Here is a 19922-nt window from a genome sequence, read left to right as displayed (position 1 = left end):
AATGACCGGCCAGACACCCCGCGTATTGATCGTTGAAGACGAACCCAGTATTGCGCTGTCGCTGCGCTTTCTGATGGAGCAGGAGGGATATGAAGCCCATGTTGTGGAAGACGGCGAGGCGGCGCTGGAGGCCTGCCGGAATGTGCCGCCCGACCTGGTCTTGCTCGACGTCATGCTGCCGGGAATGAGCGGGTTTGAGGTGTGCCGGCAGCTCAAGGCGGGTCCGGACGGACAGGCCATCAAGGTGGTGCTGGTGACGGCGCGCGGGCGGGAGACCGACCTGGAAAAAGGCCGGGCCGTCGGGGCCGACGCCTACATCGTCAAGCCGTTTGCCATTCGCGAAGTGATGGAGACCGTGCGCACTCTGCTGAACCGGTCTGGAGAAGCGGAGCAGCCTTGAAGACGCCGAACGCAAGTAAACTGGCGGCCGCACTGGAGGTGCTGCCGGACGGAGTGATCCTCTGCGATGCGGCAGGACGTGTCCTGTGGGCCAATCGGCGGGCCCGGAAGTGGCTGGCGCTGCCCGCCGACGAAGGGACCGAAGCCAGATTGCCGGCCGTTTTGCCCGGATTGCCCTGGCCGCCGACGGAAGCCACCGGCCATGTGCGCAGCCCGGAAGGCCGACTGCTGTCGGTGCAGGCCTGGCCGCTGGCCGGTGGGGAGGAGTTCGTGCTGCAGGTTCGGCCGGCTTCCAGCCGATCCGACGAGTGGCAGCCGCTGCTGTTACAGCAGTTGCTGGAAGGGCTGCGGCGGCCGGTCGCCAACATCCGGGCCGCGATCGAGACGCTCGCCTCCTATCCCGATATGGCGCCAGACCTGGCGGCGCAGTTTCGGCACATCATTCTGGACCAGACGGAAGCGCTGGCCCGGCTGCTGGAGCAAACGGTTTCGGCCTACACCCGGTACCTGCAGGCTCACTGGCCGCTGGAGCGTATGCCGGCCGCCGCGTTGCTGCAACTGATGGCCGCGGCGCTGCAGCAGGACGCCCGGCGCGTGCGGATAGCGGCCGCGTGTCCCGCCGGTATCGTGCAGGCAGACCGGCGGCTCTGGTCCCGGCTCTGGGAGCTACTGGGGCGGCAACTTCACCAGGCGTTACCCCGGGGCAGAGAATGGGTGCTGCTGGCCGAAAGCGACGAAAGGCTGCTCTGGATCGATCTGTGCTGGCAGGGGCGGGGACTGCCTCCGGAGCGCCTGCAGCGCTGGCTGACGCAGACGCTGACGCTGGATGAACAGGGGCTGTCGCTGACGCTTTCGGAAGTGCTGGCCTGGCACGAAGCCGATCTCTGGGTGCAGCGTGACGCCCGGGGCGCACGCTTGCGTCTGGTACTGCCAATCTTTTCCTGAGAAAAAGATATTCCTGTACAGGAATATTATAATCCCCTCTTGCATCTCTTGCGAAAATTTTTTATAACATTAAATAAATCTTTCACAGGTAAAAAAGCGGAGCGGAAAGCCAGAGAATCAACTTATTCTTAAGTAGGAATAAATAAAGAGGAGCCATGGGTGTTCAGGAAACGATCAGAGAAACGGCGGCCTTCTCGGGACGCGGACTGGTCTTCGATCCTCCGGAAGCGTTTCGCAAAAGGGCTTTCATTAGCTCGATGGAGCAATATCGTGAGCTCTACGAGCGCTCCATCAAAGATCCGGAAGGCTTCTGGCGCGAGCAGGCCCAGCGCATCACCTGGTTCGAGCCGTTCCATACGGTTAAAAACACGTCGTACGACCCCTCGAAGCTCTACATCCGCTGGTTCGAGGGCGGCAAACTGAACGCGGCCTACAACTGCATCGACCGCCATCTGGCAAAGCGGGCCGACCAGGTGGCCTTCTACTGGGAGCCGGACGATCCGAACGAAGAGAGCAAGGCGATCACCTACCGCCAGCTCTACGAAGAGGTCTGCCGGCTGGCCAATGTGCTCAAAAAGCACGGCGTGAAGAAAGGCGACCGGGTGACGATCTACCTGCCCATGATCCCGGAAGCCATCTACGCCATGCTGGCCTGCGCACGGATCGGGGCGATCCACTCGGTGGTCTTTGCGGGCTTTTCGCCCGACTCGCTGGCCGATCGTATTCTGGACGGCGAGGCGACCTACCTGATCACGGCCGACGAGGGGCTCCGGGCCGGGCGTCGCGTGCCGCTCAAACGGAATGCCGATAAGGCGCTCGAACGTTGCCCGGACGTGAAGACCGTGCTGGTCGTGCGTCGCACGGGCGGCGACATCCCGTGGGTGGAAGGCCGCGACCGCTGGTATCATGAGGAAATCCAGACCGTTTCGGCCGAGTGCCCGCCCGAGGTGATGGATGCCGAAGATCCGCTCTTTTTCCTCTACACTTCGGGCTCGACCGGCAAGCCCAAGGGCGTGGTGCATACGACCGGCGGCTATCTGGTCTACACCTCGCTCACGCACCAGCTCGTCTTCGACTATCACGACGGCGACGTCTACTGGTGCGCGGCCGACATCGGCTGGGTGACAGGCCACAGCTACATCGTCTACGGGCCGCTGGCCAACGGCGTGACCGAAGTGCTTTTCGAGGGCACACCGAACTACCCGGATCCGTCGCGTATCTGGCAGGTGGTCGACAAATACCAGGTGAATATCCTGTACACCTCACCCACGGCCATTCGGGCGTTGATGCGCGAAGGCGACGAGTGGGTGAAGAAGACGAGCCGCAAGTCGCTCCGGCTGCTGGGCACGGTCGGGGAGCCGATCAATCCGGAAGCCTGGCTCTGGTACTACCGGGTGGTGGGCGAAGAACGCTGCCCGATCGTGGACACCTGGTGGCAGACCGAAACGGGCGGTATCATGATTACGCCGCTGCCGGGCGCCACGCCGCTCAAGCCGGGCTCGGCCACGCTGCCGTTCTTCGGCATCCAGCCGGCCATCGTGGACAACGACGGGAACATCCTGGAAGGGCCGGCCGACGGCATGCTGGTCATTCTCGATTCGTGGCCCGGCCAGATGCGCACGGTCTACAAGGCGCATGATCGCTTCGTAGAGACCTACTTCACCCGTTTTCCGGGCAAGTACTTCACCGGGGACGGCGCGCGTCGGGACGAGGACGGCTATTACTGGATCGTGGGCCGCGTCGACGACGTGATCAACGTCTCCGGTCACCGTCTGGGCACGGCCGAAATCGAAAGCGCGCTGGTGCAGCATGAGGCGGTGGCCGAGGCGGCCGTGGTGGGCTATCCGCACGAGATCAAAGGGCAGGGCATCTACGCCTTCGTGACGCTGAAGGCGGGCTTCGAGCCCAGCGACGAACTCCGCAAGGAATTGATCCAGCACGTGCGAAACTTGCTGGGGCCGATCTTCACGATCGACCTGTTGCAGTTTACGCCGGCGCTGCCCAAGACGCGTTCTGGCAAGATCATGCGCCGCATTCTGCGCAAGATCGCGGCCAACGAATATCAGGACCTGGGGGATATTTCGACGCTGGCCGATCCGTCGGTCGTCGAAGAGCTGGTGCAGAACCGACTCAACCGCTGACACCGCACACAAAACGGCGCCCGGTTGCGAGGCCGCCAACCATCGAACCGGGCGCCGTCTGGTGGGTGCACGGTCTCCGCATCCGGGTGGCCGCCCTGTGGGGGAGGGGGGCGGCCACCTGCGGAGCCCCGTGCCTTTTGGAGAGTCCCTCCCCGGGTGAACCAAACCAAGGAGGTGACTCATGAAGCACACGTTACGTCGTACGCCGGGTATGGGCCGGGGTTTCGGCCTGCTGCTGCTCTTCCTGGCTGCGCCGCTGACGCTCTGGGCTCAGTCGTTCAAGGTCAGCGGCTTCATCAAAGCAGAGTACCTGTACGACACGCGCCAGGTTGCCGCTGCACGCGACGGGGAGTTTCACCTGTTCCCGTTGCCCAAATCTGAAGCCACGGAGACGGATAACCTCGGGGCGTTTGTGTTCTTCTCGCGGCTGAGCCTGACGATCGGCGATCTGCCGGAGGCCCTCGGGGCGCAGGTGACAGGGTATTTTGAATCAGACTTCTTCGGGCCGCAGAATGGCCTGGAGAGCAGCTTCCGCCTGCGGCGCGCTTTTGTGCGGCTGATCTGGGATCAGGCCGAATTGCTCTTCGGTCAGGAGTGGTCGCCGCTGTTTACCCTGGCGGCTTTTCCGCGTACCGTAGCGACGACGACCGGTGCGCCGTTCCAGCCGTTTGCCCGCCAGCCGCAAATTCGCGCCACGCTGAAAGGCCAGGGCGTCCGTTTCATCGGAGCGCTGGCCTGGCAGCGCGACGCCTTTCAGGACATCAGCTTCAACGGTGTTTCGGGGATCAAGCAACAACAACTTTCGGCGCTTCCGGCGCTGCACACGCACCTGCAGCTCTTCAGCCAGGGCGGTAGCGTAGTAGGGGCCGGGGCCTATCTGAAGTCGCTGCGACCGGTGGTCACGGGCGACCGTTTCTTTGCCTGGGCCGTGCAGGGCTACTTCACGCTGGCCGGCAAGGGCGCGACGCTGCGGGGTAAGGTCACCTACGGCGGGGATCTGACCGATCACCTGATGACGGGCGGCTACGTCTATGCGCCCAGCGCCGATCGCCAGGGGGACTACTACGCCGGGGCCTTCAAGCCACTGCAACTGCTTTCCGGCTGGGTGGACATCGACGGCGCGGGGCGCGTGGCTCCCGGTCTGTTTGTGGGCTACCTGGTCAACCAGGGGGCCAGCGGCGACCTGGACGGGCCGGTCGTGGCCACGGCCGCCCGCGCACCGAACATCAAGCAGCTCTGGCGGCTGGCACCGCGCCTGAATCTGAACCACGGACCGGTTCGCTTCGCCTTCGAACTGGAAGTGACCTCGGCGGCCTATGCCAGCCGCTTCGACGACCGCTACAAACCGATCGGCGACACGGAGACGGCCACCAACGTTCGGGGGAATTTCACCGTGTTTCTGTTTTTCTAACAACCATCTATGGAGGAAGCCATGGCGCAAATGGACCGCAAAACGTACTGGCGGGAAGTGCGCAAGCGTACCGCCTGGCTGCTGGTCATCTGGTTCATCGTCGGGTACGTGCTGAGCATCTTTCTGGTCGAACCGCTCAACACGCTGAAGATCGCCGGCGTCCCGATGGGGTTCTGGATGGCCCAGCAGGGCAGCATTATGATCTTCATCCTGCTGATTCTGGCTTACGCCATCATGATGGGTAAGCTGGACCGGGCGGCCGGTGTCGAGGAAGACGCCGGCACGACGGCACCCCCCTCGCAGGCGCACTGAGGAGGCTCCCGTTGAACCAATCTGGAGGCACGAGCCATGAGCATCATTGGTTGGACTTTCTTCTGGGTGGCGATTACGTTCGCCGTCTACATCGGAATCGCCATCTGGAGTCGCGTGAAGGACACGGCCGGGTTCTACGTGGCCGGGCAGGGCATTCCGAGCGTTGCCAACGGCGCGGCCGTGGCCGCCGACTGGATGAGTGCGGCCAGCTTCATCTCGATGGCGGGGCTGATCTCTTTCATGGGCTATGACGGGGCCGTCTACCTGATGGGATGGACGGGCGGTTACGTGCTGCTGGCCGTGCTGCTGGCGCCGTTCCTGCGCAAGTTCGGGAAGTTCACGGTGCCCGACTTTGTGGGCGAACGCTACTACTCCAATGCGGCCCGTGTGGTGGCGGCCATCGCGGCCCTGTTCGTCTCCTTTACCTACGTGGCCGGGCAGATGCGCGGCGTGGGCGTCGTCTTCAGCCGCTTTCTACAGGTGGACATCGTCTGGGGCGTGATCATCGGTATGGCGATCGTCTCGCTCTACGCCGTGCTGGGCGGTATGAAAGGGATCACCTGGACGCAGGTGGCCCAGTACACCGTGCTGATCATCGCCTACCTGATCCCGGCCTTCGCCATTGCCTACACGCTGACGGGTATTCCGCTGCCGCAGCTGGCGCTGGGCAAAGTGCTGCCGCGGCTGGACCAGCTTCAGTACGAGCTGCTGGGCAACTTCTACAGCCAGCCCTTCAAGGGGAGCTGGGACATGTTGAACGTCTTCTGCGTGACGTTCGCCCTGATGGCCGGAACGGCCGGCCTGCCGCACGTGATCGTGCGCTTCTACACGGTGCGGCGCGTGGTGGATGCCCGCTGGTCGGCCTTCTGGGCGCTGTTCTTCATCGGATTGCTGTACCTGACGGCGCCGGCTGTGGCCATGTTCGCCCGCTACTATATCCTGAACGCGTTCAGTGAGCTGGGGCCGACGGGCATGCTCGATCTGAGCTGGGTCCAGAACTGGGCGCAGACCGGCCTGATCCGCACGAGCGAGTGGAGCGAGGGCATGACGGCGGCTGCGTTGCTCAGCACGATCGACCGCGACATTATCGTGCTGGCCACGCCGGAGATCGCCAACCTGTCGGCCTGGGTGGTCGGGCTGGTGGCGGCCGGTGGTCTGGCCGCAGCGCTATCGACGGCCTCGGGCCTGCTGCTGGTGATCGGCTCGGCCATGGCGCACGACATCTACGGCCAGATCATCAACCCGAGCGCCCCCGATCATGTGAAGCTGACGGTGGCCCGCGTGATGATTTTCCTTGGTGTGATCATTGCCGGGTTGCTGGGCATCTTCCCGCCGGGCTTCGTGGCTGAGGTGGTGGCCTTTGCCTTCGGCCTGGCCTGCTCCAGCTTCTTCCCGGTCATCGTACTGGGCGTGTTCTGGAAGCGGTGCACCAAGGAAGGGGCCATCGCCGGCATGCTGACCGGCCTGCTCTTTACGTTTACGCTGATCGTGCTGATGCGGGCCGACCGCGTGCTCGGCCTCGAGGAGCCGATCCTGAGCAGCTTCCTGGGCATCAACGCGCAGGGCGTGGGCACGATCGGTATGATCCTGAACTTCATCGTGACGATTCTGGTCTCGCTCCGCACGCCGCCGCCTCCGAAGGAGGTGCAGACGCTCGTGGAGCAGATCCGTTATCCGCGCGTGCTGCGCGCCGAAGAGCTGGAGTCGGCCTGATCGGGACCCCCGGGGCGGCGGTGCCTTCGGGTGCCGCCGCCCTTTTTTATTTTGTGAGCAAAAAACTACGGAGCGGTTGCAACCATGGCGGGGATCAACCTGAAACGCCATCTGCTGATCGCCACCGGATTGCTGGTAGTGGCGATCGTGGTCGTCGTCCTGCGCTATCGGGACACCTTCGGCGTGATGCTGGACAACCTGCGGGCCATGCGAGAGGGTCGTGCGCTGGCCGAAACGTTGCGCAGCCCGCAGGACCTGCTCGCCTATCTGCTGGATCACCCGAGGCAGGCTTCGCTGGTGGTCTTTGACGTCACGGCGCCGGACTCCGGGCTCTACTTCCAGCCGGAGGTGGCGCGGCCGGTGGCCGGACTGCCCCGACTGCTGCTGCTGGCCGGCTATGCCGAAGCGGTTGCGCAGGGCAGGCTGAACCCGGACGAACCAATCGCCCGCCAGACGCTCGACCGGTACGTGTTGCCATCGCTGGGCGCGCAGGTGCACACGCATGCCCTCTCGCTGCTGCCGGACACCGGCGATACGCTCCCCCTGCGGCAGGTCGTGCAGCTCCTGCTGGAAGGCAACGATCCGGCCGCGCACGACTACCTGCTGCTGCGCCTGGGGCAGGCTTCAGTGGCCACGCTGCCGGAGCGACTCGGTGTCCCGTTGCTGGAATCGCCGCGGCCGCTCCTGGGGCTTTTTCTGAGCTGGCATGCCATCCCGGCGCTGGAGGGTCGCCGTACCGAACCTTTTGCACTGACGCAGGCCGTCGTGCGCGATGCACGTTTGCATGACGCGCTGGCAACCCATCTGGAGCAGCAGGGCTCTGGCCTGAGTCTGTGGGACCAGCGCGATCGGGCGCAGGCTACCTACCCCCGTGGTACGGCGCAGGGCTATGCCGCATTGCTCCGGCGTATTGCGACCGACAGCTCGGCCTGGGGACGCACCATGCGTGGCTACCTGGAGCGTACGCTACCCGACACGTTGCAGACCAGCCTGAAGGTGCTGGCCGTCGAAAGCGGGTTGTTTCCGGGGCTGGTCAGTGTGGCCGCCTATGCCCGACGGCACGATCGGCCCGGGGTGCGCGTGGCGGTGCTGTTGATGGACGCCGTGCCCATGGCCGTGCTCTACCACCTGGCCCAGACACGCCTCGAACAGGGACTGGTGCTGCAACTGCTGGGGGACGACGCTTTCTTCGAACAGGCCCGTGGACGCCTGCACACGACAGCACCCCTTGCGCAGGCTACCGGGATGGGCAGGTAAATAGAAAGCGCTTTCTCAAAATCAAAGCAAGCGCTGCTTTTTTAGCTTTTCATTAGAAAAGCGCTTGTCGCGGCAGGGATAGTTGTTTTTTCAACAGTTGCCGGGCAACTTTTGCGTGCGTTTCCAATTCATGCGAAGGCGATCCCTGTTCACCAATCCCTGTTCGAGGCCCTATGATCGAGAAGAAAAAGACGAGTCGGGGTATCAGTGTTACCTTCAAGTTGCCGGCCGACGTGGCGCATGAAAGCGTGTCCGTCGTGGGCGACTTCAACAACTGGGATCCGTCGGCCCATCCCATGCGCCTCTACAAAAACAAAGGCTACTGGAGCAAGTCGATCGTGCTCAAGCCCGGTACCTATCAGTTCCGCTACTTTGTCGATGGTGAGCGCTGGGTGAACGACGATCAGGCCGACGGCTACACCGCCAGCCCGTTCTTCAGCGAGAACTGCCTGCTGCACGTGGAATGATCCCGTGCAAAAGCGGCGTCCCTCGTAGGCGCCGTTTTTTATGGATGATCACTGCCGGACCGGTGGCACTTCGTCGGCCATCTTCTGGAAGAGGAAGAACTTGAGGTAATGCGTTTCGGGCATGGCTTCGAGAACGGGATGATCGGGCGGCTGGGTGCCCCGGTAGAGCAGGCGCAGGCCGCACCCGACACGGCGGGCGCTGTAGTGAATGATTTTCAGAAACTCGTCTTCGTCGAGCGCCTGCGAGCACGAAGCCGTGGCCAGCAGGCCACCGGGCGGTAGCAGGCGCAGCGCGCTGATGTTGATGCGCTGGTAGGCCCGGCGCGCGTCGTCCAGATGCCGCTTGCTTTTGGCGAAGGCGGGCGGATCGAGCACGATCAGGTCGTACGTGGCGCCCTGCGCAACGAGTTCGCCGAGGCGGTCGAGGGCATTCGCTACGTCGAAGGTCAGGCGCGACAGGTCGAGGCCGTTCAGGCGGGCGTTTTCGCGGGCGCGTTGCATGGCCGGCTCGGAGATGTCGAGCAGGTGCACGTGGGCGGCGCCGTATGCTGCGGCCATCAGGCCGAAGCCACCATCGGCCGAAAACACATCGAGCACGCGACGGTCGCGCGCCAGGCGGGCCACCACGGGCCGGTGCAATCGCTGATCCAGAAAGAAGCCCGTCTTGAGTCCTTCGAGCACGTCCACGCGGAAACGCACGCCATCCTCGACGATCTCCACCGGTCCGTCGTAGCGGCCGCGCAGGATGCCCCGTTGCTGAGGGAGGCCGTCCTTCTCGCGGAGGTTGTTGTCGTTGCGCTCGACGATCGCGCGGGGATGCAGCAGTTCCTCCAGCAGGTCGAGGATCAGGTCCCGGCGCTGCTCCATCCCGTAGCAGAGGCAAGTCCAGGTGAGCACCTCGCCGTAGCGGTCGATGATCGTGCCGGGCAGGCCGTCGCTTTCGCTGAAGACCAGGCGGTAGTGCGTGCTGTCGCCAAAGGCGGCCTTGCGGAGTGCCAGCGCCCGCTCCAGTCGACGGCGGAAGAATTCGGCGTCGATGGTGGCTTCCGGATCGGGCGTGAGAAAGCGCACGGCAATCTGGGAGCGCTCGTGATAGAAGCCGAGTCCATAGACGGTGCCGTCGGCCGCGGCGATCTCGACCACGTCGCCGGTCTGCGGGCGTCCTTCGATGCGGTGAATCTGATTGGCGAACACCCACGGATAGCCGCGACGCAGCAGTTTGTCTTTGCCGGGTTTGAGGACAACACGCATGGTCTGGTACGAGGCAGGTCAGGGGAACGGGCCGGGCGCCTGCCGGTTGGAGTCTCGTCCCTGTAAACCAGCCGGCCGGCGCCACGAGCGTTTGCTACGCGATCTTTCGTTGCGAGCCAGAATCAACGCGAAGCGATTGCGCATGTTCGTTTCGAGAAAAAAGGCGGCCCTCTGGCTGCTGATCGGGTGGAGCGGGCTGGCCCTACCGGTCGCCGGACAACGGGTGGCCAAGTACGGCGCCGACTTTCTGGCTGGCGGCGTGGGCGGTCGGGCGCTCGGCATGGGCGGCGCCTACGTGGCGCTGGCGGCCGACGTGGACGCCACCTACTGGAATCCGGCCGGTTTGAGCCTGCTGGCCTACCCGGAGGTCGCCTACATGCACGCCGAACGCTTTGCCGGGATCGTTTCGTTCGACTACGCGGCGCTGGCCTGGCCGATCAGTGCGACCTCGACGCTGGGCATTGCATTTTTCAGAAGCGGCGTCAACGACATCAAAAACACGCTGAACGCCTGGGACCCGGTGCGCAACCGCCCGAAGCCGCACGCCGAGGAGTTCATCGAGACGTTCTCGGCGGCCGACTACGCGTTCTACTTCAGCTATGCCCGCCTGCTGGGCGAGAACCTGGCCGTGGGACTTTCGGCCAAGGTGGTGCGCCGGGCGATCGGGGACTTCGCCGAAGCCTGGGGCTACAGCGTGGACGCAGGCGCCCGTTATCGGCTGGGACGCTTCTGGCTGGGCGTGAACGTGCAGGACCTTTCGACGATGCTCCAGAGCTGGAGCATCAACCCGGATGCGTTCGCGCTGGAGACGATCAACCCGGAGACCGGTCGGCCCTACACCTTCGAGGAAGCCTTTGGACAGGAACTGCCGGAGGGGGGCACCTACCTGGTGCTGCCGGTGCTCCGGCTGGGCTCGGCCTACGAGCAGCCGCTGGGCATGCACCGGCTCGTGGTGGCCGCCGACGTGGACGTGGCCTTCGACGGCCAGCGCGCCTATGCGGTCAACGTGGGCGACGTCTCGCTGCACCCCCGGCTGGGGGCCGAGTTCTGGTACCGGGACGTGGTGGCACTGCGGGCGGGCGTCAACCGCCTGGCCTACTCCGACCGCTTCGGACTCGAACTGACGCCCACGGTGGGCGCGGGCGTGCGGCTCCGGCATCTGACCGTCGATTACAGCTTCGGCGATTTTGCCGGACTGGCCTCCGAGCTGGGCTTTGCCCACCGGCTGGCCGTGCGCTTCGTGCTGGCCCGGGAAAACTGGCACCGCCCGGACGTTTGATTCCCCGATAAAACTAACCTGAAACTAATCCCTGCCCATGATTCCACCGCTGTACTGGAACGACGAAGCCTTTCGCGTGGACCTGCTGGACCAGACGCTCCTGCCCGTCGAGGAGCGCTGGATCCCGATCGAAACGCCCGAGCAGATGGCCGAGGCCATCCGGAAGCTCCGGGTGCGCGGGGCTCCGGCCATCGGGATTGCGGCGGCCTACGGCGTGGTGCTGGCGCTCCGCGAGCCGGACAGTGGTCCGGAAGACGTGCTGCGGGCCATCGAGCTGCTGCGCGGGACGCGCCCCACGGCCGTGAACCTGTTCGGGGCGCTCCGGCGCATGAAGGCCGTGCTGGAAGCCTACCGGCACGCCGACCGCAAAACGCTCCGGGCGCGGCTTCTGGCCGAAGCCCGGGCCATCGAGGAAGAAGACCGGGAGGCCGGCCGGCGTCTGGGTGCCTACGGACTGGAGCTGCTCAAAGACGGCATGCGCGTGCTCACGCACTGCCACACGGGCGGCGTGGCGACCTCGGGCTACGGTACGGCGCTGGCGCCGTTCATTCTGGGCAAGGAGCGGGGCGTCCGGCTGGAGGCCTGGGTGGACGAGACGCGTCCGCTCCTGCAGGGAAGCCGGATCACGGCCTGGGAGCTGCTCAAGGCGGGCGTCCCGGCCACACTGATCACCGACTCGATGGCCGCGCACGTGATGCAGCAGGGCTGGGTCGATGCCGTGATCGTCGGCGCCGACCGCATTGCAGCCAACGGCGACGTGGCCAACAAGATCGGCACCTACGGGCTGGCCGTGCTGGCCCGTGCGCACGGCATCCCGTTCTACGTGTCGGCACCCGTCTCCACGATCGACTTTGAAACACCTTCCGGCAAAGAAATTGTCATTGAAGAGCGGGATCCGCGCGAGATCACGCATGGGTTCGGGCGGCAGACGGCGCCCGAGGGCATCCGCGTTTACAACCCGGCGTTCGATGTGACCCCGGCCGAGCTGATTACGGCGATCATCACGGATCGAGGCATTCTTCGTCCACCGTATCCCGAAGCGCTGGCTGCTCTTCGGGAGCAACTGGAAGCGGAGACCACGCCGAGCGCAACCTGAGCGGCCATGAAACGCAACGACTGGATCGGACTGCTGACCAGCCTGGTCATCCACGCACTGGTGCTGCTGTTGCTGGCCTTCAAGCACGTGCAGCTGACGCAGGTGCCCCCGCTGGGCTTCATCGAAGTGGAGCTGGGCCCCTGGGCCGAAGGGCGTCCCGTGCAGCAGTCCGAGCAGCCGCGGCCGAACGAGGCGGCTCCGGAGCCGCAACCGGAAACCCCACAGGAAGAGACGGCGGCCCTGCCGGAAAAGACGCGTCCGGTGGAGCTGCCCGAGACGCCGCCGGTTCAGGAAGAGGAGCGGATCAACGAGCCCGAAGAAACGCGTGTGGCGCCGGAGCCGCAGAACAACCCGGCCGAGGTCAAAAAGCCCGAGCCCGACGAAGCTGCACAACCCGTTCGGCCGCAGGGTGGCGGACAGGCCGAGGGGACGGCCGGAGCCGCTACCGGAAATGAAGGAGAAGGCCAGGAGGATCAGCGCAGCGCACCCTATCTGATCGAGGGGCTGGATCGCACGCTGGTGCAGGCGCCGCTGCCCGTCTATGCCGAGAAGGTCAACGCCATCATCCGCGTGCGCATCGTGGTCGATCCGCAGGGGCGTGTGGTGCAGGCCATTCCGCTGATCAAAGGCAACCCGGCGCTGGAGCGTGCCGTGCTGGAGGCCCTGCGGCGCTGGCGCTTCAATCCACTGCCGCCCGGCGTTCCGCCGGAAAACCAGACCGGCATCATCACCTTCCGCTTCCGGCTGGAGTGATCATGGCGACTGCTGAACAGCACGGTCATCGGCTGGCACCGGTGGCGGAGTTGTTTCCGCCGCAGGGGCACTGGACCGAGGCGGATTATTTTGCCCTGCCGGAGACAAACCGCTACGTGGAGCTTTCGGAAGGCTGTCTTGTTATGCCTCCGCATCCTACCTATACGCATCAGTCGGTATTGCAGCGGCTATTTCTGCGGCTGCAGGCGTTCGTCGAAGCCAATGGTCTGGGAATCGTACGCTTTGCGCCGTTGCCTGTGCGCCTTTGGCCGGGGAAGATTCGGGAGCCAGATCTGTTCTTTATCGACCGTGCGCATGCCGATCGGATCGGAGAGCAGGTCTGCGGCGTGCCGGATCTTGTGGCGGAAGTGCTTTCGCCCGACACGCGCGAAGTGGATCGGGGCGAGAAATTCTTTGAATACGCTCGGGCCGGCGTACGGGAATACTGGATCGTCGATCCGGAAAGTCGCGCCATTGAGGTGTATGTGCTACGAGGGCACGTCTACGAGCCACTGGGCAAATTCGGGCCGGAGGAGACGGCCCGCTCGGCATTGTTGCCGGGTTTTGAGGTGCCGGTGAATGACATTTTCGCCGAGATAAATCCGAAAGGTCAATAGAACCAGGGGCTTTTCATGAGCAGGCGGGGGTGGGGGCGGCGGCGGTCCAGCCGATGCAGGCCTAGCTCGGCGGCGATGTGCAGTGCCTCGGCGTACTCGTCAGGGCTCAGGCGACGGTTGAGTTCGGGGAAGGTCATGCCATTGACGCGTCCGGCCGGGTAGTACTGGTCCATCAGGTTGATGTAGGTGTTGGGGCCCAGCTCGCGGGCAATCCACTCCAGAATGGCCCGCGTTTCGTCCAGGCAGCCGGGCATGACCAGGTGCCGGATGAGCAGGCCGCGGCGTGCCAGTCCTTCGTCGTCCAGTTCCAGATCGCCCACCTGCCGATGCATTTCCTTGATGGCGGTGCGGGCATGCTCGGGATAGTCGGCCGCCTTCATGTAGCGTCGGCTGCGTTCCGCGCTCCAGAACTTGAAGTCCGGCATGTAGATGTCCACGATGCCTTCGAGCAGGCGCAGGCTTTCGAGGCGGTCGTAGGCGCTGGTGTTGTAAACGATGGGCAGGCGCAGGCCGTGCTCGACGGCAATTGCCAGCGCCTCGACGATCTGAGGGACGACGTGCTCGGGCGTGACCAGGTTGATGTTGTGGCAACCGAGTTCCTGCAGCTCCAGCATCATGGCTGCAATGGCTTCGGGCGGATGCCCCGGCGGCGCTTTATGCGGTTTGATGGCCTGGCTGATGTCATAGTTCTGGCAGAAGACGCAGCGCAGGTTGCAATGGGCAAAGAAGATCGTGCCCGAGCCGTTCCAGCCTCGCAGACAGTCTTCTTCGCCGAAGTGCGGAAAGTAGCTGCTCACGAGTGCATAGCGGCCCGTCTTGCAGGCGGCGTAGCGGTCTTCCAGCCGGTTGACACCGCAGTCGCGGGGACATGCCCGGCAGTCGGCCAGCATCGCGCGGGCCTGTTCAACGCGGCGCCGCCATTCTTCACGGCTCAGTGCCAGGTAGGACGGCCAGGGACGCGCCATGGTGCTGGATTTTTGCCGCGGCTTTTGTATATTGAAAACGGGAACGAACCTGAGACGAAACCGAAACGAAGCCTCTCGACGGCGCGCAGTTTGCTACCACCTCTTTTTGAATCAATGGTTTAAACCATAGCGCGTTCCCGTGTCGCGCCGCATCGAACTGATCGCCCTGCTGGCGATCGACGCCCTGATGTTCAGCCTGGCCTATGCGCTGCTGTATCTGGCCCGGTTCGAGTGGCAGTGGTTCGGGCAGCCGAAGCTGTACCCGATGATGTTCTGGCTGCCCATGCTGCTGATGACGGCCTACTGGGTGTTGCTGTTCGCCTTTTCGGGCATGTACCGGGAGCGGTACGCCGAAAGCCGTTTCGACGAGCTGGTTTCGCTGTTCAAGGTGGTCACGGTCGGCGTGCTGATCCTGGTGTTTGCCATTTTCATCGACACGCTGGAGCCCAGTTCGAGCCGGGAGGCCATCTTTTTCTACTGGGCATCGGTCTATGGCCTGGTCTCGGTGGGCCGGCTGGGCGTGCGCACCGTGCAGAAGGCATTGCTGGTGCGGGGTTATGGTGTGCACAAGGCGCTGATCGTGGGTTGGAGCGACAAAGTGGAGCAGCTCTATGACGAAGTGGCACGCTATCCGGAGGCGGGCCTGAAGATCGTGGGCGCCATTCGGCTGGCCCGGCCGGGCGAGCAGCCCCGCGTGTCCGAAAGCGAAGGGGATGGCGCCGCCGTCGCCGTTGCGCAGGTCGGCACGTCGGCCTATACGATCGAAGCGTTGCCGCGGCTGATCGACGAACTCGGCGTGCAGGATGTGCTGATCGCACTGGACGGGCGCGACCACGACGCACTGCTCGAAGTGCTCCGTCTGTGCGACGGCAAGCCGGTCAAGCTCAAGCTGGTGCCCGACTTCTACACGCTCATCGGCGGCATGGCCCGCACCGAGCACATGTACGGGCTGCCGCTCATTGAAGTGCTGCCCGAGCCCATGCCGGCCTGGGAGCAGAGCATGAAGCGGGTTATGGACGTGACCGTTTCGCTGCTGGTGCTGGTGCTGGGCATGCCACTCTGGCTCGCCATCGGCCTGCTGATCCGGCTTACGTCGCCCGGCCCGGCCATCTACAAACAGCAGCGGGTGGGACAGCACGGCCGCATCTTTACGCTGTACAAATTCCGCACGATGTACGTCGATGCCGAGGCGCGTACCGGGCCCGTCTGGGCCACGAAAGACGATCCGCGTGTGACCCCTATCGGCCGCTGGCTTCGTCGCTGGCGCCTGGACGAAGTGCCGCAGTTCTGGAACGTGCTCAAAGGCGACATGAGCCTGGTGGGGCCGCGACCCGAACGGCCCTACTTTGTCGAAAGATTCTCCCGCGAAATCCCGCTCTACAACCGCCGCCATCGTGTCAAACCCGGCATTACCGGCTGGGCGCAGGTGCGCTGGAAATACGACAGCAGCCTCGACGACGTGCGCCAGAAGGTCAAGTTCGACCTGTTCTACATCGAGAACATGAGCCTGCGCATGGACCTGAAGATCATCTTCCGGACCATCTACACCATGCTGGCCGGCAAGGGTCAGTAACGGCCTGTTCCGTGTCGTTCACAGCGGCACATGTGCTCCTTCGACGCTGTCGTAAGCCGCGAATCCCGGCGTGGCTCTTCCATGTAGCGTCCTGCTGCATTTGCATGGATGGGATTCGTAGTTTGAGGCTGTATGGACCTGGAGCAACCATCGGCGACATGTATGGGCGTTGCGGCGACGACGGATCTGAAGGCGCTCTACCGGGCGCTGTTGCTGCCCCGGGTGATCGAAGAACGTATGCTACGGCTGATTCGCCAGGGGCGCCTTTCCAAGTGGTTCAGCGGCTACGGGCAGGAAGCGATTGCCGTAGGATGCACCTGGGCGCTGGAAGAGCGCGACTACATCCTGCCCATGCACCGCAATCTGGGGGTGTGGACCACGCGGGGCGTGCCGCTGCGGCCGCTTTTCTGCCAGCTTATGGGACGGGCCGGCGGCTTCACGAAGGGGCGCGATCGCACCTTCCACTTTGGTCTGCCCGAGCGTCGCATCATCGGCATGATCTCGCACATGGCCGCCATGCTGCCCGTGGCCTGCGGGCTGGGCCTGGCCGCCCGGCTCAAGCGCGAGGACTTCGTCGTGCTGGCGTTTTCGGGTGAAGGCGGGACCCGTGAGGGCGACTTCCACGAGGCGTTGAACCTGGCGGCCGTCTGGAAGCTGCCCGTGATCTTCGTGGTGGAAAACAACGGCTACGGGCTTTCGACACCGGCGCACGAGGCGATTCCCGTCGAGGATGTGGCCGACGCGGCCGTCGGCTACGGCATGCCGGGGGAGGTCGTGGACGGCAACGACGTGCTGGCGGTGATCGACGCGGTGCGACGGGCGGCCGAGCGGGCCCGGGCCGGCGAGGGACCCACGCTGCTGGAGATGAAGACCTTCCGCATGCGGGGCCACGAAGAAGCCTCGGGCACGAAGTACGTGCCGAAAGAATTGTTCGAATACTGGCGCAAACGCGATCCTGTCGATCGCTTCGAGGCCTACCTGGAGCGTGAGGGCGTACTTTCGGCAGCAGAAAGAAAGGCCATTCAGGCGGAACTGGAGGCCGAGGTGCGGGAGGCCACCGAATACGCGCTGGCCCAGCCGGAGGTCGAGAGCACGCCCGAAGCCGAGCGGGCCGATCTGTTTGCGCCGCCCTTCCTCGCGCTGCGTGCGCCGAAGCCCACCCGGCGGGAGCTGCGCTTCGTGGACGCCATCTCCGAGGCGCTCCGGCTGGCCATGGAGCAGGACGAGCGCGTGCTGCTTATGGGCCAGGACATTGCCGAATACGGTGGCGTGTTCAAGGTGACCGAGGGGTTCGTCGAACGCTTCGGCAAAGAACGGGTGCGCAACACACCGATCATCGAGAGCGGAGCGGTGGGGGCCGCGCTGGGGCTGGCCATCGAAGGCTTCAAACCGGTGGTGGAAATCCAGTACGCGGATTTTATCTCCTGCGCCTTCAACCAGATCGTAAACAACCTGGCCACGACGCATTACCGCTGGGGCCAGCCCGTCAACGTGACGATCCGGGCGCCGTTCGGGGGCGGACTGGGCGCCGGACCGTTCCATTCCCAGTCGAAAGAAGCCTGGTTCTGTCACGTGCCCGGGCTGAAGATCGTAGTGCCCGCCACGCCGGAAGACGCCAAAGGATTGCTGCTGACGGCCATCGAGGAGCCCAACCCCGTGCTTTTCTTCGAGCACAAGCTGCTCTACCGTTCCGTACGGGGACCGGTCCCCGAGGGCATCTACCATGTGCCGCTGGGAAAGGCACGCGTCGCCCGCGCTGGCACCGACGCGACGATCGTCACCTACGGCGTGGGCGTGCACTGGGCGCTGGAGGAGGCGGCCTGGTGGGCCGAGCGAGGCGTCTCGCTGGAGGTGATCGACCTGCGCACGCTGATTCCGTGGGATCGGGAAGCCGTGCTGGCTTCGGTGCAGAAGACGAACCGGCTGCTCGTGCTGCACGAAGCGACCCGGACGGCCGGCTTCGGGGCCGAGATTGCCGCCGAGATCGCCGAGGTGGCCTTCGAGTGGCTCGATGCGCCCCCGGTGCGCGTGGCGGCCGAAGACCTGCCCGTACCGTTCGCACGCACGCTCGAAGAAAAGATCTTTTCGGCCCGGCCGCGTCTGCGCCCCGCCTTGGTGCGCCTGCTTCGTTTTTGAGGTTTTTCGATTGCCCGAGCGGCATCGGTCCGGTATCTTGCCGTCGCTTTCCTGTAACCAGTGTCAAAAGAGCGATGAGTGAGAACGCCATGCCCGAGGTGGGGCAGGAAGCCCCGGACTTTGAAGGAATCGACCAGCACGGGCGCACGATCCGCCTGCGTGACTTTCGCGGCCGGAAAGTGGCGCTCTACTTTTATCCGAAGGACGACACGCCGGGCTGCACGAAGCAGGCCTGCAGCCTGCGCGATGGCTATGCTCGGTTGCAGGAGGCCGGCATCGTGGTGCTGGGCGTGTCGGCCGACGACGCGAACAGCCACCGGCGCTTTGCCGAAAAGTATGGCCTGCCCTTTCCCCTCATTGCCGATCCCGAGGCGAAGATCTGCCAGGCCTATGGCGTCTGGGGCGAGCGCACGCTCTACGGCCGTAAGTTCATGGGCATCCGGCGCACGACGTTTCTGATCGACGAAGACGGCCGGATCCGCCAGGTCATCCGCCGCCCGAAGGTCGAGCAGCATGCCGACGAAGTGCTGAAGGGGTTCGGTCTGTCATAGCGCACATCTGTTCACCTTTATTTCACAGGCCGGAGCCATTGATTTTTGTTCAAGATCGTTGTATTCTGTTGTTGAACCGGTTTATAAGGTTTTTGCGTGAAGGAAATCGGTGTGCTATCGAATATATCCGAATTGAATCCACCATCACCATAGCAACCAGGAGGAGCGATGCGACAGCCGCTACGATTCGGAATCCTGACGCTGGCCCTGTTGCTGGCCGGCGCTGCCCCGCTTTTTGCACAGGAAGCGATTCCGCTGGAAAATCCGAGTTTCGAGCAGGCGCCGGACGGCAGCACGCCCTGCATTCGATTGACCGACTGGGACCAGATTCCGGGCTGGAACATGGACGCGCCGGCGCAGGACTCGGGCGTCTCGGAAAATGGTAATGCCACGGACGGCACCTGTGCCGCCTGGCTGGCCAGTCAGGATCCGGCCATCTGGCAGCTTACGGATTACGTGCTGCAGGAAAACGACGTGATCACGATGTACGTCGATCTGCGCAATAGCTGGATGGCCTATCAGGTTCAGATCGCCATTATCTACGAATATGACGGGGAGCGCCGGATTGCGGCGGCTGACACGGTGGAAGTGGCCGATCTGATGACGGAGTTCTCAGTCAGCTTCACGGCGAGCGACGTGCCGGAGGCGATCGGTCGGCGTGTGGGTGTTTCGATTGACAACATCGGGGATGATGGTACCTACATCGAGATCGACAACGTGCGCCTGTTCCGCTCGACGGCCACGGCGCGGGAGGAAGGCGCACGCCTTCCCGAGGCGCTGACGCTGGCGCCTGCTTATCCGAACCCGTTCCGGGACTTTACGCGGATGCAGTACACGTTGCGACAGGCGGGGCCTGTCGAACTGGTGCTGTATGATCTGCTGGGGCGTCCGGTGCGGACGCTGGTCCGGTCGTTCCAGGCGGCCGGAACTTACGTGGTGCAATGGGACGGTCGGGATGAAGGTGGACGGTTGCTCCCGGCCGGTGTGTACTTCGCCCGCCTGTCGGGGCCCGGCGCATCCGTGCAGGCGCGTCCGATCGTGCTCCGGCGCTGAAGC

18 protein-coding genes are annotated in these 19922 nt (G+C 64.3%); 16 read left to right on the top strand and 2 right to left on the bottom strand.

The genetic code is table 11. From position 1 onward, the window contains the following. Position 1 precedes the first annotated feature (1 nt). The 8 genes from GYH26_RS08360 to GYH26_RS08325 all read left to right on the top strand — a co-directional run bounded on the left by GYH26_RS08360 (position 2) and on the right by GYH26_RS08325 (position 8645). Complete coding sequence (locus GYH26_RS08360; protein WP_161541266.1) at positions 2–400, top strand: response regulator transcription factor; 399 nt, start codon at positions 2–4, stop codon at positions 398–400. After that, entirely contained in the window at positions 397–1344 is a 948-nt protein-coding gene (locus tag GYH26_RS08355; RefSeq protein ID WP_161541265.1) for a PAS domain-containing protein, read from the top strand. The genes GYH26_RS08360 and GYH26_RS08355 overlap by 4 nt, the downstream gene beginning before the upstream one ends. A gap of 155 nt (positions 1345–1499) precedes the next feature. Then, positions 1500–3485 carry an acetate--CoA ligase gene (gene acs, locus GYH26_RS08350; protein ID WP_161541264.1) on the top strand — a complete coding sequence of 662 codons (1986 nt, stop codon included), beginning with the start codon at positions 1500–1502 and terminating at the stop codon, positions 3483–3485. 181 nt (positions 3486–3666) lie between these two features. Next, positions 3667–4896, top strand: coding sequence for a hypothetical protein (locus GYH26_RS08345; protein WP_161541263.1), 1230 nt, complete (start codon positions 3667–3669; stop codon positions 4894–4896). A gap of 21 nt (positions 4897–4917) precedes the next feature. Beyond that, on the top strand, positions 4918–5208 hold the full coding sequence (locus GYH26_RS08340) for a DUF4212 domain-containing protein (RefSeq protein WP_012843995.1): 291 nt from the start codon (positions 4918–4920) through the stop codon (positions 5206–5208). A gap of 36 nt (positions 5209–5244) precedes the next feature. After that, the gene (locus GYH26_RS08335) at positions 5245–6921 is read left to right on the top strand and encodes a sodium:solute symporter family protein (protein ID WP_161541262.1); all 1677 of its coding nucleotides are present in this window, start codon (positions 5245–5247) and stop codon (positions 6919–6921) included. Between the two features lie 84 nt (positions 6922–7005). Then, the gene (locus GYH26_RS08330; protein ID WP_161541261.1) at positions 7006–8178 is read left to right on the top strand and encodes a serine hydrolase; all 1173 of its coding nucleotides are present in this window, start codon (positions 7006–7008) and stop codon (positions 8176–8178) included. 173 nt (positions 8179–8351) lie between these two features. Further along, positions 8352–8645 (top strand): isoamylase early set domain-containing protein, encoded by a 294-nt coding sequence (locus GYH26_RS08325; protein ID WP_012843992.1) that lies wholly within the window; start codon positions 8352–8354, stop codon positions 8643–8645. Positions 8646–8693: 48 nt separating this feature from the next. Here GYH26_RS08325 and GYH26_RS08320 read toward each other — a convergent pair whose 3' ends face one another. Continuing rightward, positions 8694–9896, bottom strand: a complete 1203-nt coding sequence (locus GYH26_RS08320; protein ID WP_161541260.1) for a class I SAM-dependent rRNA methyltransferase — start codon at positions 9894–9896, stop codon at positions 8694–8696. A gap of 142 nt (positions 9897–10038) precedes the next feature. Here GYH26_RS08320 and GYH26_RS08315 point away from each other — a divergent pair, with 142 nt between their 5' ends. The 4 genes from GYH26_RS08315 to GYH26_RS08300 are packed head-to-tail and all read left to right on the top strand — an operon-like array spanning position 10039 to position 13641. After that, positions 10039–11175 carry a PorV/PorQ family protein gene (locus tag GYH26_RS08315; RefSeq protein WP_161541259.1) on the top strand — a complete coding sequence of 379 codons (1137 nt, stop codon included), beginning with the start codon at positions 10039–10041 and terminating at the stop codon, positions 11173–11175. A 37-nt stretch (positions 11176–11212) separates the two neighbouring features. Beyond that, entirely contained in the window at positions 11213–12271 is a 1059-nt protein-coding gene (gene mtnA / locus GYH26_RS08310; RefSeq protein ID WP_161541258.1) for an S-methyl-5-thioribose-1-phosphate isomerase, read from the top strand. 6 nt (positions 12272–12277) lie between these two features. After that, positions 12278–13024, top strand: coding sequence for a TonB family protein (locus tag GYH26_RS08305; protein ID WP_161541257.1), 747 nt, complete (start codon positions 12278–12280; stop codon positions 13022–13024). Positions 13025–13026: 2 nt separating this feature from the next. Further along, entirely contained in the window at positions 13027–13641 is a 615-nt protein-coding gene (locus GYH26_RS08300) for a Uma2 family endonuclease (RefSeq protein ID WP_161541256.1), read from the top strand. Here the strand turns inward: GYH26_RS08300 and GYH26_RS08295 are convergent. Next, a complete protein-coding gene (locus GYH26_RS08295; RefSeq protein ID WP_161541255.1) occupies positions 13635–14606 on the bottom strand; it encodes a radical SAM protein in 972 nt (323 codons plus the stop codon). The two genes, GYH26_RS08300 and GYH26_RS08295, sit on opposite strands and share 7 nt — an antisense overlap. A 139-nt stretch (positions 14607–14745) precedes the next feature. Between GYH26_RS08295 and GYH26_RS08290 the strand changes: the two genes are divergently transcribed. The 4 genes from GYH26_RS08290 (at position 14746) to GYH26_RS08275 (ending at position 19919) form a co-directional block, all read left to right on the top strand. Then, positions 14746–16179, top strand: a complete 1434-nt coding sequence (locus GYH26_RS08290) for a sugar transferase (protein WP_161541254.1) — start codon at positions 14746–14748, stop codon at positions 16177–16179. Positions 16180–16341: 162 nt separating this feature from the next. After that, a complete protein-coding gene (locus GYH26_RS08285; RefSeq protein ID WP_161541253.1) occupies positions 16342–18315 on the top strand; it encodes an alpha-ketoacid dehydrogenase subunit alpha/beta in 1974 nt (657 codons plus the stop codon). A gap of 74 nt (positions 18316–18389) precedes the next feature. After that, positions 18390–18866, top strand: coding sequence for a thioredoxin-dependent thiol peroxidase (gene bcp / locus GYH26_RS08280; RefSeq protein ID WP_174238078.1), 477 nt, complete (start codon positions 18390–18392; stop codon positions 18864–18866). A 168-nt stretch (positions 18867–19034) separates the two neighbouring features. Continuing rightward, complete coding sequence (locus GYH26_RS08275) at positions 19035–19919, top strand: FlgD immunoglobulin-like domain containing protein (RefSeq protein ID WP_161541252.1); 885 nt, start codon at positions 19035–19037, stop codon at positions 19917–19919. Positions 19920–19922: the final 3 nt, after the last annotated feature.

It is taken from the genome of Rhodothermus marinus (assembly GCF_009936275.1).
Classification (GTDB): domain Bacteria; phylum Bacteroidota; class Rhodothermia; order Rhodothermales; family Rhodothermaceae; genus Rhodothermus; species Rhodothermus marinus_A.
Note: the sequence above shows the minus strand (reverse complement) of the source record. Positions and strands in the feature narration are given on the sequence as shown.